Raw genomic sequence first — 12,868 nt, forward strand, 5'->3', positions numbered from 1 at the left:
ATCACGGCAATGCCTCCGGGCCGCACATGCGGGTGGATCAGCGCAGCACGTTCTCGCCGCTCATGAAGACGAACACACGGCGGAACTTGCCGTCTTCGACGTACCAGAAGTTGCAGTTGCGCAGGCGGGTTTCGTTGCCTTGCGCATCCTTCAGGTACACGTTGAAACGCGCGCAGACGGTTTGCGTCTCGGCATCGGCGGCGACTTCGAAATCGCCGTGCCAGATTTCCTCGAAGTTGTTGAACAGGTTGTCGAACATCTTGCGCACGCCGGTGTGGCCGTTGTGCGTGAGGTTGTCGGTCTGGATGGTGAACGCCACGTCCTCGTGGCAGCAGTCCAGCACGGCCTGCATGTTCTTGTTGTCCACGTTACCGAAGTACTTCTGGGTAGCCAGATCGATCAGTTGCTCACGGGAAAGACGACTCATGGTGCTTGTTCTCCTTGTTGATTTTATTGACCAGCAAAGCCGTGATAGGCGGCGTCGTTCAGGTTCTGTGGGGCGGGATAAGCCTTGCGGCTCTGCTTGAGGCCCAGGCTCAGCAGCATTTCACAGATCTTGTAGGAAACCAGGCCGGGGTTGATCACCGGAATCGGCAGGCGCTCGGCCAGGTAGGCATGGGACTGGTGCATGGTGGTCGAGCCGAGCACGATCACGTCGGCGCCGTCTTCTTCCATCGCCTTGCGGGCTTCGGCCTCGAGCTTGGCGAACACCACCTCTTCCTTGCCTTCCAGCAGCTCCTTGAGATCGGGGCGGGTCTTGATCGAACGCAGCGACGCCACGCGTGGCCACAGCTGGTATTCGGTCAGGGTCTTCTCGTACAGCGGGAACCACTCATCCCACATGGTGATGATGCTGAATTTCTTGCCCAGCATGCAGGCGGTGTGGAACGACGCCATGCCGGGGGCGATCACTGGGATATCCAAACGCGAACGCAGTGCGGCCAGGCCGGAGTCACTGACGGTGTCGATGCACACGGCGCTGTAGCCTTCTTCCTGCGCGCGCAGGCCGGCCTGCACCACGGAGAAGTCCATCAGCAGCACGTCGTAGGCGCTATCGCCCAGCGAGGCGCCCTTGGCGACCGGCACGAACTCGGGGTGGAACCCGGGAAGAATCATGGTGGCCGGCAGTTGCGACGCACGATTGTCGGCGCCTGCCTGGTCCATCGGAATGGGGATGATTACCTTGATGCGGTGGGTCATGCGTATCTCCCGGAGGAAGTCACCGTGCTGGACACGGCTTTTGTTGTTTCCCTCTCTTGAGCAAGACCGATGCCACAACAATCACAAAAATTAACGCATTGATTAACAAGGACTTTTTATAAATCCCGTAGACGAATAGTGTTACCTGCTATTCAAGTTGAAAAGAATACAGGCAACTTGAAATCCCACCTGATAAGCATCCCCCTGGCTGTACGGGAGGCTGGCGTTGCGCTCAGCGCTATTCAGGCAGCAGAAATGAAACGGGCGGCCACGGTGGGCCGCCCGGTAAGGGAGAAGAGACTCGCAGCTTTCAGCGAGCCAGGAGCACGGTTCGCGCCGAAGGCTCCAGCTCGCCAATCCGCTCCAGCCGAGCGCGCACGATGTTGCGGCTGATGCCGAGCAGGCGTCCGGTCTGCAACTGATTGCCATGGCAGAACCGGTAGGCACTGCGGAAGATGGTTTCCTCGATGTGCTCGTACAGCTCCGGCTGATTCTTTTCATACAGCGCCGTCAGCGCCGCCTCCAGGCTGATCTCGGCCGGCGCGGCAACGGGACCACCGATCTCCTGGCGCCAGGCCGTGGGCCGCATGTCGGCGAGCTGCAGGTCGTTGGGCTGCACTTTCTGGTTCCGGCAGACGAGCAAGGCGTGGTGGATGGCGTTTTCCAGCTCGCGGATGTTGCCGGGCCAGGTGTGGCTCAGCAGCTTGCGCTCGGCATCCTCGCTCAGCGTGGCGCGCTGGTAACCCAGGCGCTGGCAATGCTCGTTGAGGAAGAACTCGGCCAGCGGCAGGATATCGCCCGGACGCTCGCGCAGCGGCGGCAGGCGAATCGTCGCGACATGCAAACGGTAGAACAGGTCCTCGCGAAAATGCCCGGCCACCACCGCATCGGCCAGGTTGACGTTGGTGGCCGCCACCAGGCGCACGTCGATGGGAATCGGCGTACGCGAGCCAAGGCGCACCACTTCACGCTCCTGCAGCACGCGCAGCAGCTTGACCTGCATGTTCAGCGGCAGGTCACCGATCTCGTCGAGAAATAGCGTGCCGCCATTGGCAGCCTCGAACCAGCCCGCCTTGCTGCTTGCCGCGCCGGTGAAGGCGCCCTTCTCATGCCCGAACAGCTCGCTCTCCACCAGGCTTTCCGGAAACGCACCGCAGTTGACGGCCACGAAGGGTGAAGTGCCCCGGCGGCTGAGGTGGTGAATGTGCCGAGCGACCAGCTCCTTGCCCGTACCGGTCTCACCAATGATCAAGGCATTGGCTTCACTGGGCGCCAGGCGCTCGATGCGGTTCAACAATTCCTGTGAGCGTGGATCCTCGAACACCAGGACGGTGGCACGTACCGACTTGGTCAGTTCACGAGCATGAGGGTGAGTGAGCAGCGACATGGCAGCAGATCCATTTCATAGGCGTGTAGAAGGCTGGGTCTCGATAGTGCCCGAAAATTTTTATAATTAAAAAATCACAATTAATCATTTGCTTATTCCATTTAAAAATAATCGCCCCCACTGCTTCCACAGCAGCAGTCGAGCAGCAACGGCTGCTGCCTGAGCAGACGTGCAGCAGCAGCCGATCCCCGCTCGATAAAAAATAAAATCATTAAAAATCAACTTGATACATGAAAAACAAAGTACCTCAGGCGATTCGGTACGGTTGTTGCGATTGCTCCATCAGCGCGGTTCGGTGTTCTGCCAACAACATTCCCTTACTGCTCACGTTAGCCATCACACCAGTCATTGCTGCCCAGCCAACAGACAGGCAGCAGACCGAAAACCTCGGGGGCATCATGTTCAAACGCACCACCCTTTCCGTTGCCATTGCCTGGAGCCTCGGCGCGCTTGCCGGACTCCACTCGCTCAATGGCCTGGCCGCTGAAAAGCCGGCCGCAGCGCCGGAAGCCGAAGAAACCAGCAGCACCCCCACCCTGGCCAAAGTGACGGTGACCGCGCAGAAGCGTGAAGAGTCGGTACAGGAAGTGCCCTCGTCCATCTCGGTACTCGGCGGCGACAAGATCCGCGACGCCTCGCTGCAATCGGCCAACGAAGTCACCCGCTACATCCCAAACGCCTCGGCTGGCACGAGCGAGGGCCATGGACGTCCACGCTGGTGGATTCGCGGGCTGGGCACGGGTGACCAGGGCGCCAACACGGTCAGCCCGGTGGGCATCTATGTCGACGACGTGTACATCGCCAACATCAGTGCCACCGGCTTCCCGCTGTTCGACCAGGAGCGCGTCGAGGTCCTGCGCGGCCCGCAAGGCACGCTGTGGGGCAAGAACACCACCGCCGGTGCAATCAACTTCATTTCGCGCAAGCCGACGTTCGATCGCTCGGGCTATTTCAAGGTGGACGTCGGCAGCTATGCCGACCGGGTCGTCGAGGGAGCCATCGGCGATTCCCTGGTCGATGACCGCCTGGCCGCCCGCCTATCGCTGCGCCACCAGGGCCGAGATGGCTATAGCGAAAACATCAACGACGGCAACGACAAGGGCACCCTGGAAGACGACGTTGTCCGCCTGCAATTCCTCGCGCGGATCAACGATGACCTGGAGGCCAACCTCAACCTGCACGCCCGCAGCTACCACGACACCGGTGGCTACAGCACGGTCAGCTATGGCCTGCGCCCGGACGGTACCAACCAGTTCGGTTATCGCATCGATCCCAAGAAGGGCAAGGTCAACTACAACGCCGACTACAAGACCAACATCGACCAGGCCGGCGCCAACCTCAACCTGACCTGGCAACTCGGCGAGCTGGCGCTCACCTCGATCACCGCCTTCGAGCACTTCAAGCGCGACAGCCTGGGTGACAGCGACAACACGCCCCTCGAACTACAGCGCGGCTACAGCTACGCCGACAGCAAGCAGTGGTCCCAGGAATTCCGCCTGGCCTCGCCACGCACGGACCGTCTGAACTGGGTGGTCGGCTTCCACTACTTCAAGGAAGACCTGGAATCGCAGAGCGCCAACGCGACCCTGGATAACACCTACATCCCGCGTGCCTTCAACAACATCGGCTATGACCAGGGCACCGAAAGCTACGCCCTGTTCGGCAGCACCACCTACAGCTTCACCGACCGCTTCAATGTCACCGCCGGCCTGCGCTGGACCCGTGAGCGCAAGGGCATCGACCTCGCCCGCGTGCAGAACCAGGGCCCCGCCATTTTCGCCCCGGGCGACTGGTGGAAGAACGGCGGCGTGACCTCGCCCCTGGTGCTCAACGCCACCCAGGACGAGAGCAATACCTGGAGCGACTACACCTATGACCTGACCCCGGAATACCGCCTCAGCGACAACGCGCGGGTGTACTTCCGCTACGCCTATGGCTTCCGCTCGGGTGGCTACAACACCGGCGCGGTGAGCCAGGCGACCGTGGCCACGGTGGACCCGGAATACCTGACCTCCTATGAGCTGGGCCTCAAATCGGAATGGTTCGACGGTCGCCTCAATGCCAACGCCAGCGTCTTCTACTACGACTACGAAGACATCCAGCTCAATATCGTGACCGCCGTGAACAACCAGACCGTCTCGCGCCTGGCCAATGGCGCCGAGGGCGAGGCCTACGGCGCCGAGTTCGAGCTGGAAGCCATTCCGGTGGAGAACCTGCACCTGAACCTCGCGGTCGGCCTGCTGCACACCGAGTTCACCGACTACACCTCCGGGACGAACGACTATTCGGGCAACAAGTTCGTCCGTGCCCCGAGCGTATCCGCGGTGATCGGCGCCGACTACCGCATCCCGCTCAAGGTCGGTGGCGCCCTCGTCCTCGGCACCGACTGGGACACCCGCAGCCGCCAGTACTTCTTCTCCAACGATCAGGGCCAGAGCATGCGCAGCGGTGGCTACACCCTGGGCAATGCGCGGGTGACCTACGAGCTGCCGGGTGACACCACCCGGGTGACCGCCTACGTCAACAACCTGACCGACAAGGAATACCGCAACCACACGCTGCCGGGCGGCTTCCAGACGGCCGCCGTGATGTACGGCAACCCACGCACCTTCGGCGTCTCCGTCACCTCCGACTTCTGACCCTAATCGGCCCGCGCCCACAGTGGCGCGGGCCACACGAGGTACTCGTCATGCTCGCGTCCCCCATCCGCCGCCTGCTTCAGCACCTGCTGCTGATTCCGGTGGCACTGCTGGCCACCCACGCCAGCGCAGCCGACACCCCGAAAACCGTGCGCATCGCCACCGTGGCCTATGCCAACGCCGGGCAGATCACCTTCAACGGCCCCGCGTATGTCATGGACCGCGACAAGTGGCTGGAGCAGGAACTGGCCAAGCAGGGCATCAAGCTCGAATGGGTCCCGGCGGCCACCGCTTCGGTCGGCACCTTCGTCAACGAGGAGTTCGCCAACAAACGCATCGACTTCGCCTTCTACGGCGACCTGCCGTCGATCATCGCCAACGCCTCTGGTGTATCAACCCGCCTGATCGCCCCCGGCGGCAGCGGCAACCACGTCTACCTGGTGGTGCCGAACGACTCCACGGCGCAATCGATTGCCGACCTCAAAGGCAAGCGCATCGCCCTGCACCGTGGCCGCCCGTGGGAGCTGTCGTTCGCCAAGTTGCTGGAAGCCAACAACCTGGACTTCAAGGACTTCCGCATCTTCAACCTCAACCCGCAGGCCGGCAGCGCCGCCATCAGCGCGGGACGCGTGGATGCCTTCTTCACCCTCAGCGACGCCTACCTGCTGGAAGACAAGCACGTCGGCAAGATCATCTGGTCCAGCAAGCAATCGCCCAAGGACTGGAAAATGCGCGCCGAACTCTGGGCCGCCAGCGACTTCGTCGAGCAGCAGCCAGAGCTGACCCAACTGGTGGTCACCGCCTACCTGAAGGCCGCCTACTGGACCGCCCAGGATGAGAACAAGGACACCTACCAGGGCTACCTGTCGAAGTCGGGCCAACCCCTGAGCGTGCTGCAACGCGAGGTGGAAGGCGAACCCTGGCCCAGCCACTTCACCCCGCTCTATGACCAGGCACTGAAGCAACACTACGCCGACGCCGTCACCTACAGCCGCAAGGCCGGGCTGATTCGCAGCGACGTGGATGTCGAGCAGTTGCTGGATACGCGCTTCGTCGAACAAGGCCTGAAGCAGTTGCAATTGCAGGACTACTGGAAGGCCGACTGATCCCTCCCTCGACAGCCCCTTGCTACGCGCGATGGCCACCGGCTCCAGGTGGCCGCCGTGCATGCGTAATGCCCGCAATCAATTGCTTGCCTCGCTTACTTCCTGGCAAACGAACTGCTCGACGATGAAGTGCCTCAACAGGCGAGCACCCTTCTCACTGTTTGGCCAATAGCGATTGGTCGTGCTCCATCGCTATCGGCCAGAAGCGTCGTTAAGACGCTGCAATAAGGCGTCCCTTTCTTTGGCTGGTTTTATTGATTTGTTTTTGAGTTGCCCAGCAGAAGAGCCTGCGACAACGCTCTAGTGCGCAGGCAAGAATTTAGCCAGGACGACACACGCCACGAGGATGGCCACGACCACCCAGCGCAAGCCATTGGCAGATAGAAACCCAAACAGGCAACGTGCTCGCCGGGAAGATATGCAGGCACTCGGGGCACCGCACCTTCATCTTTACCTTTTTGCCGGGGAACACGTTCTGGTTGACGCCAACGCCACTGGACACCAGCGCCTTACGCGCGGAAAAACGCGCCGAACACTGGGGGCAAATCTCCGCTTCGCTCATCGAACCCTTTCCTTGCAACGTTGATTGACGACCGGTGCACCCGGCGTGCGGCTATACGCGAGTACCTGTGGCGCTGCGAGCGTTCTTCTTCTGCAGGATCATCGAGGCTTCGTTGTAGGCATTCTGGAAGGCATCGTCGCCAATCCATTCCACTGCCGTGTCTTCGTCTTCATCGTGGAAAATCCCGCGATAGGTGATCAGCAGCCCCATCATGAAGTCGGTGGCCGCGTCTTCCGCTTCCTCAGCGACCACCAGTTCCAACACCGGGTATTGCAGGAACACCAGGCACATCGCCAACAGGCTGATGCCTTCACCAACCTTCATCGCCTGGAACAGATCGTCGAAGTGCGCCGGGTCGAAACCGTTCTCTTCGATGTCTTTGAAATCGAAGGTGCTCAGGTCGATGCCGACGTCATCGAATGGCTCGTTGATCAACGGATTGGCCAGCACCGGGTGCACGACAGTGGCTTTGGACTTGCCCGAGCGGTTCTGCTTGGCCTTGGCTTTGGCCCGCTGGGCACGTTTTTGCTGCTTATCTGGGGAGGCCATGGAGGCGAGTTCCTTGTTCGATCCGGCCATGTTCATGGCCCAGGGTACCGGGGCGCACATTGTATTCAGTCTTGGCCAGATCCGCCGGCCAAAGCGGATGGATTTGTCCCGCTGTCCTTTTCCACCAGAGGCAGACACGATCGAGATGCATAGGTCCTGGTTTTCCAGAACGTTTCAGCTACCTGGTGTTGGGAAGTGATTGGCGAAACGCCCTGGGCGTTTGTGCAAAAGCCTGCTTGAAGTTGCGGCAGAACACTGTAGCCGAGGTGAAACCGGCCTGTTCGGCAATCTGCTGAATCTGCAGGTCGGTAGACTGCAGCAAGCGCCTCGCGATGTTCAGGCGATGCTTGCCGAGATAGTGGATCGGGGTCATTCCAGTCACGCTGACAAACCGGCGCGACAGCGTTCGCGGGGTGACGTTGAACTGCCTGGCCAGGTCCGTTAGCGACAGTCGCTGAGCAAAGCTCAGGCGGATCTTATCGCGGGCAGCATCGACCAGCTTGTCGTTACAGCTGGGTTCGAGGAACAAGGGCAACGGCGCGTCCTTGTCACGAATGGTGAAGTAGTGCGAGGCAAACTCTGCCGAACGATCGCCGAGAAAACGTTGAATGACCAGTAAAAGAGCGTCGAAGGTTGCCGGTGTGGTCGAGGTCGTGATGATGTTGTCCGACTCGACCATCTGTATTTTCGGGCTGACCTTCACCTTGGGGTAGCGCTGGCGAAAGATGCTCGCCGAGGCCCAGTGAATGGTGGTTTCTCGGCCGTTGAGGATGCCGGCCTCAGCCAGAAAGAACACCCCGGTCACCAGCCCGACCACTAGGCTGCCCTGTGCATGCTGGCCATTCAACCAGGCCAGTGCAGCTTTGCTGCGCTCCAGGCTTTCCATCGACAAGCCCCAGACCGAGGGCACGATCACCACATCGAAACGCTGCTGCTTGGCGGCACTGGCGAAGTACTGAGTATCGAAGCGCAGCCCGGAAAAGCCGGTGACCTTGGTGCGGGTGCAACGCAAGAAAGTCATTGTGAAACCGCGGAACTCACTGCTCTGAAACAGCTTGGGGTTGAGCGTCATGCCATGAAACACCTCCACGGTGCTGCTGATGGTGCTGCTCCAGAACTGATCGGGGATCAGATAGGCGATCTCGACGGCGCGCGGCGTGCTGGTCATCCAACCCTTCCACTTTTTTGCTACCGATCTCTGCAGGCGTTATGCATTGCAGAGATCGGAGAATTGTCCATTTTCGTTGATAGTACGTCAGTAATGGTTGATTTCGGTTGATTCCCAGTTGCTAGAGTGACGGCCACAATTAGCAACCTTGTGCAGTAGAGCGCCCCTGGAACCTACTGCCGGAAGAGGGCCGAGGCATGAATCGCACGACCGAAATCCGCCTGATCAAACACGTGCTGGAACTCAAGGCGCGTGGCGAGACGCAGTATCACGAGTCGAGCCGAACCCACTCAACCGAGCGCTACATCTCTCCCGAATGGTTCCAGCGCGAGAACGAGAAAATCTTTCGCGATCAGCCGTTGGCGGTGGGGGCAGCCACTGAAGTCCCCAACCCAGGTGACTACCAGGCATTGGAGTGGCTGGACGGCGTGTCCCTCTTGATGGTCCGCGGCGAAGACAATCAGGTGCGGGTCTTTGCCAATGTCTGTCGCCACCGGAATGCGCGCCTGGTGGCCAATGGCGAACGTGGTTGCAAGAAGAGACTTGCCTGCCCCTATCACGCCTGGACTTATGACACCGAGGGTAATTTGGCCGGAGCACCTGACTTTGAACGCGGCTTCGCCGGGCTGGACAAGGAAAGGCTCGGCCTGATCGAGTTCCCTAGCCGGGTGATCGGCGGCATCGTGTTTATCCACCTGGATCGCACGCAGCAGGTACCCGAGGACTTGCTCGCCGAAGAAATGCTATCTGGCCTCCAGTACCTGCAGATTGCAAAGCTGCAGGTCTACAAGCGCCGCAGCTATGTGATCAACGCTAACTGGAAAGTCCTTCTCGAAGGCGGCATCGAGGCCTATCACTTCAACGTTGCACACAAGAACACCCTGGCGCCCTTCTTCCTCGGCAACCTGTCTACCTGGGAAAGCTGGGGCGGTTTGTACATGCGCATGATCTTGCCGAAGAAACCCATCCTGGAGGCACCTGAGCTGCCCGAAGAAGCGTGGGACCTGCGCAAGATGGCCAACATCATCTACACGTTGTCGCCCACAGCCCTGCTGCTCGCCCAACCGGACAACGTTTCTCTGCTGCGAATGGTGCCGTTGTCAGCCGGCGCCACGCGTATCGAAGAAGTACTACTGGTCGATGGCCCCAAAGATGGTCGTGCAGAGTGGTCCGCAGACGAGCTGACGCTGCATGAGACCAACCACAACCTGGTGAACAGAATCCTCATGGAAGACTGGGTTCTGGGAGAAACCATTCAGGCCAACATGCGGAGCGGTGTGGTGAATGAAATCCACTTCGGGCGCTTCGAGTCGGCCCTGACCTGGCTGCACGATGAATACGGAAGGGTCATGGGTATCAACCACGGAACCATTGCCCGGCAGGCCTGAGCGCTGCATCCGGCATTGTCGACAGCGGCGCAGCCGCCACCCACCGCGCTCAATCAGCGCGTGCGATCACGGCTGCGTACCGACAGATCCAGCGCCTTCTGCATGTCCAGCCGCGCCGAGCGGCCGACGTCTTTGTCGTCGAGTTGGTAGTTGCGTTCGGATGGCAGGATCGGGGCGGTGAGGTCCTCGGCGTCCATCGGCTCGAAATCGTAGTTATCGCCGATGGTCATGGCACTGCGGCGCAGCAGCATTCGCAACTGCTCGGGTTGCAGCTCCGGATTGATGGAGAGCATTGCCGCCAGCAGCCCGGCCACCATCGGGGTGGCGTACGAGGTGCCGCAATGCACATCGCCGACCTTGCCGGATTCCTTCGTCGAAGCATGGGTGCACGCAGCGGCGGTGATGTCCACGCGCATGTCGATATTGGAAGAGCTGCGCTTGACGGCATAGGCCGGATCGTCGACCGCGACGCCGGCGCGCTCGCTACGCTGATGCCCACCGACCACCAGCAACTGCTCGGTGATGAACGAGGAAGGCAGGCGGTATTCGTCGGTGCCGGAGAAGGATGAGCCATTACCGGCAGAGTTCACCACGACCACATCCGGGTGCTCCTTGCGCAGCCAGAGGAAGAACTCTTCCAACAGTTCCTCGTAGCCGCTCATGGCGATGTTCGAGCGCAACAATGAATCCACTTCGTCGCCCGCCACATTCTTCGCGCCTACGCGATGGATGCCCCAGCTCCAGTTGAGGACGCGCACACCGTCCTCAACCAGGTTCACCGACGCCGCGATGTTGGCCGTGATACCCGCGTCGGAGTTGCGCTCTACGATCACCTCGAAGCCTCCGCTGGCCTTATCCAAGCCGCGCAGGAAACCCGTATTTCCGCCATCGTCCCAGCCTGCGGCAAGAATGCCGGTCACGGTGGTGCCATGGGCGTCCGGCTTGGCGCCGTCGCGGGCATAGACACACGTGCGCGGCATCGCGCAGGCCCCCAGGTAGTCGGCGAAGTCAGCCGTGTCGAAATCCACATCACGCTCGATCACCCCGATGCGTACCGGCTGCGGGCGGATCGGAGCCTGGGGCGCGGGAATGCGCCGCTGGTAATAGTTCACTGCATCCAGGAAGCGGTTGGCCGCCCACTCGTCAGAGTCTTGCGCGGGCTTCTTCGGTTCTTTGCGCGCGGCAGCTTCCTCACTCCGCTCCGCCGCCGATTCCTCGATCACCACGGCGTCCACGCTGGCCTCGCTACCCAGGCGCAACACCAGGGCGTCACGCTGCACCAGGTCCTTGGCCGGCAGGCGAAGCTGATAGATGTTCAGCGGTGCAATGCTGCCCACCACCTTGGCGCCGTACTTACGAGCCAGGCGCTCGGCCTCCTTGCCGCCGTCGTGGCTCTCTTCGATCAGCAGACTCACGAGGTCGACATAGGTGGTCAGGCCGTCCATGTTCTGCGCCACCTCCTCCGGCCCGGCGGCGACTACATGGCTGTTGTGCAGGGTGAGCCAGGCGGCGTTGCTGGCTCGCGGGCCATCTTCCAGCCAGAGCGGGCCGCTTTGGTGATCGCCCCGGGTCAGCCGCACACGCAGATGATCACCGTCGCGCTGGACGTCCTCAGGCGACAACGCCTTGCCCCCCAGTAGCAGCTTGGGCGTACTGTTGCCCAGGCCACGTACTTTCAGGCACCAGTCCTGGCGTTTGTCATCCAGCAGGTCGCCACAACGTTTCAGGCTTTCCAGGCGCATGGGTTCATCCGCACTGGCGAAAGGGCTGGCAGCCAGTGCAAAGAAAGTGGCGAGCAGGACATGGCCTAATGACACGGGGCAGGCCTCCTTGGCGAGGGTCTGCGGTTCCGACTGCGACTGCGGCTATTTCGTTCACCTGTAATGCCGGGCCCGCCGCTATCAGCCCGGATTGCCAGTCAGGCAGGGGAGCCCCACGCAGGAGCGTGGGGCTATCGGCTCAAGCGCTATGACGTGTCAGAAAGCGCTCGATCAGTGTGGCGAAATAAGGCGGGCACTCTTGCATCGGGTAATGGCCACAGTTGGGAAGAACGCACAGTTCTGCATTGGGGTGCCATGCCAGAAAAGTACGTTCCATGGCGTCTGCATCCAGTCCGGGATCTTTGTCACCGACCATCACCAGATAAGGTGTTTCAAGGCCACGAACCTCCTCGACAAAATCTGCGCCCACCAGCATGTCCAGATAGCGCGCTCGGCACGTGGGGGCGATCAGATCGCGGTTTTGTTGGACCTTGCGCTCAACCCAGGCATCGCTGAGACCTCCGGTGACGAACGTGAACAGGCGGCGAAGAGCCTCGTCGTCCTCTGTCGTGCTGGCAAAGAAGGCCAGCGCCTCCGGGCTCAGCTTATTGCCAGCGGCAGAAACCGGGCACACCGCAATAGCGCTCGCGATGCGAGACGGAGCGTCCGCGGCGAGACGTTGCGTGATCATTCCGGTCATCGAATGGCCGATTACATGGAAGCGCGTCCAGCCAAGCTGGTCAGCAAGCGCCAGGCAATCGGCAGCGACCTCCTCTACCGTGAACGCGCCCGTCAAGGTGATGGATTGGCCGTAGCCACGCAGGTCGACGAAAACATAGGTGAACGCGTGGCCATCAAGGCAGGGGATGAGCGCGTCATAGCTGGAGTGATCACCCAACCAATCGTGCATGACCAGCACATGGGCAGGGCCATTGCCGTACTGCACATAGCCAAGGGTGGTGGCGGTGGCAAAGCGGGCTTCAACGCAGAGGTTCATGGCATGGTTCCTTTGTGGATAGGGGAACCAAAACGAAAACGCCCTCCCGGCGAACCGGGAGGGCGTTTTGAAAGAGAGGCAACCTTATCAAGCGCCTGGGCCTGATTCAATA

11 protein-coding genes are annotated in these 12,868 nt (G+C 60.9%); 3 read left to right on the forward strand and 8 right to left on the reverse strand.

What is annotated here, in order from left to right; genetic code table 11:
- Nucleotides 1-37 precede the first annotated feature (37 nt).
- The 3 genes from ACWPW0_RS19480 to ACWPW0_RS19490 form a co-directional block, all read right to left on the reverse strand.
- Nucleotides 38-427: a nuclear transport factor 2 family protein gene (locus ACWPW0_RS19480; RefSeq protein WP_447594227.1), complete on the reverse strand. Its 390-nt coding sequence runs from the start codon at nucleotides 425-427 to the stop codon at nucleotides 38-40.
- A gap of 23 nt (nucleotides 428-450) precedes the next feature.
- Nucleotides 451-1,200 (reverse strand): aspartate/glutamate racemase family protein, encoded by a 750-nt coding sequence (locus ACWPW0_RS19485; protein WP_447594228.1) that lies wholly within the window; start codon nucleotides 1,198-1,200, stop codon nucleotides 451-453.
- Between the two features lie 310 nt (nucleotides 1,201-1,510).
- A complete protein-coding gene (locus tag ACWPW0_RS19490) occupies nucleotides 1,511-2,587 on the reverse strand; it encodes a sigma-54 interaction domain-containing protein (RefSeq protein WP_447594230.1) in 1,077 nt (358 codons plus the stop codon).
- Between the two features lie 398 nt (nucleotides 2,588-2,985).
- Between ACWPW0_RS19490 and ACWPW0_RS19495 the strand changes: the two genes are divergently transcribed.
- Together ACWPW0_RS19495 and ACWPW0_RS19500 are read left to right on the forward strand one after the other, a co-directional pair.
- Complete coding sequence (locus ACWPW0_RS19495; protein ID WP_454256242.1) at nucleotides 2,986-5,226, forward strand: TonB-dependent receptor; 2,241 nt, start codon at nucleotides 2,986-2,988, stop codon at nucleotides 5,224-5,226.
- 50 nt (nucleotides 5,227-5,276) lie between these two features.
- Complete coding sequence (locus ACWPW0_RS19500; RefSeq protein ID WP_454256243.1) at nucleotides 5,277-6,332, forward strand: ABC transporter substrate-binding protein; 1,056 nt, start codon at nucleotides 5,277-5,279, stop codon at nucleotides 6,330-6,332.
- Between the two features lie 319 nt (nucleotides 6,333-6,651).
- Here the strand turns inward: ACWPW0_RS19500 and ACWPW0_RS19505 are convergent, their stop codons facing one another.
- The 3 genes from ACWPW0_RS19505 to ACWPW0_RS19515 form a co-directional block, all read right to left on the reverse strand.
- Nucleotides 6,652-6,894 (reverse strand): hypothetical protein, encoded by a 243-nt coding sequence (locus ACWPW0_RS19505; protein ID WP_454256244.1) that lies wholly within the window; start codon nucleotides 6,892-6,894, stop codon nucleotides 6,652-6,654.
- Between the two features lie 51 nt (nucleotides 6,895-6,945).
- Nucleotides 6,946-7,443 carry a hypothetical protein gene (locus ACWPW0_RS19510; protein ID WP_454256245.1) on the reverse strand — a complete coding sequence of 166 codons (498 nt, stop codon included), beginning with the start codon at nucleotides 7,441-7,443 and terminating at the stop codon, nucleotides 6,946-6,948.
- A 178-nt stretch (nucleotides 7,444-7,621) separates the two neighbouring features.
- A complete protein-coding gene (locus ACWPW0_RS19515) occupies nucleotides 7,622-8,611 on the reverse strand; it encodes a GlxA family transcriptional regulator (RefSeq protein ID WP_454256246.1) in 990 nt (329 codons plus the stop codon).
- A 197-nt stretch (nucleotides 8,612-8,808) separates the two neighbouring features.
- Here ACWPW0_RS19515 and ACWPW0_RS19520 point away from each other — a divergent pair, with 197 nt between their 5' ends.
- The gene (locus tag ACWPW0_RS19520) at nucleotides 8,809-9,999 is read left to right on the forward strand and encodes an aromatic ring-hydroxylating oxygenase subunit alpha (RefSeq protein WP_454256247.1); all 1,191 of its coding nucleotides are present in this window, start codon (nucleotides 8,809-8,811) and stop codon (nucleotides 9,997-9,999) included.
- Nucleotides 10,000-10,052: 53 nt separating this feature from the next.
- Here ACWPW0_RS19520 and ACWPW0_RS19525 read toward each other — a convergent pair whose 3' ends face one another.
- Together ACWPW0_RS19525 and ACWPW0_RS19530 are read right to left on the reverse strand one after the other, a co-directional pair.
- Nucleotides 10,053-11,816: a S8/S53 family peptidase gene (locus ACWPW0_RS19525; RefSeq protein ID WP_454256248.1), complete on the reverse strand. Its 1,764-nt coding sequence runs from the start codon at nucleotides 11,814-11,816 to the stop codon at nucleotides 10,053-10,055.
- Between the two features lie 142 nt (nucleotides 11,817-11,958).
- Nucleotides 11,959-12,756: an alpha/beta fold hydrolase gene (locus ACWPW0_RS19530; protein WP_454256249.1), complete on the reverse strand. Its 798-nt coding sequence runs from the start codon at nucleotides 12,754-12,756 to the stop codon at nucleotides 11,959-11,961.
- Nucleotides 12,757-12,868 lie beyond the last annotated feature (112 nt).

Source organism: Pseudomonas sp. Marseille-Q8238 (assembly GCF_965111915.1).

Bases quoted from the DNA above. Each gene is read 5' to 3' on its own strand.
- ACWPW0_RS19505 (WP_454256244.1), bottom strand. From the start codon at position 6,894: ATGAGCGAAGCGGAGATTTGCCCCCAGTGTTCGGCGCGTTTTTCCGCG.
- ACWPW0_RS19515 (WP_454256246.1), bottom strand. From the start codon at position 8,611: ATGACCAGCACGCCGCGCGCCGTCGAGATCGCCTATCTGATCCCCGAT.
- ACWPW0_RS19490 (WP_447594230.1), bottom strand. From the start codon at position 2,587: ATGTCGCTGCTCACTCACCCTCATGCTCGTGAACTGACCAAGTCGGTA.
- ACWPW0_RS19485 (WP_447594228.1), bottom strand. From the start codon at position 1,200: ATGACCCACCGCATCAAGGTAATCATCCCCATTCCGATGGACCAGGCA.
- ACWPW0_RS19510 (WP_454256245.1), bottom strand. From the start codon at position 7,443: ATGGCCTCCCCAGATAAGCAGCAAAAACGTGCCCAGCGGGCCAAAGCC.
- ACWPW0_RS19520 (WP_454256247.1), top strand. From the start codon at position 8,809: ATGAATCGCACGACCGAAATCCGCCTGATCAAACACGTGCTGGAACTC.
- ACWPW0_RS19480 (WP_447594227.1), bottom strand. From the start codon at position 427: ATGAGTCGTCTTTCCCGTGAGCAACTGATCGATCTGGCTACCCAGAAG.
- ACWPW0_RS19495 (WP_454256242.1), top strand. From the start codon at position 2,986: ATGTTCAAACGCACCACCCTTTCCGTTGCCATTGCCTGGAGCCTCGGC.
- ACWPW0_RS19530 (WP_454256249.1), bottom strand. From the start codon at position 12,756: ATGAACCTCTGCGTTGAAGCCCGCTTTGCCACCGCCACCACCCTTGGC.
- ACWPW0_RS19500 (WP_454256243.1), top strand. From the start codon at position 5,277: ATGCTCGCGTCCCCCATCCGCCGCCTGCTTCAGCACCTGCTGCTGATT.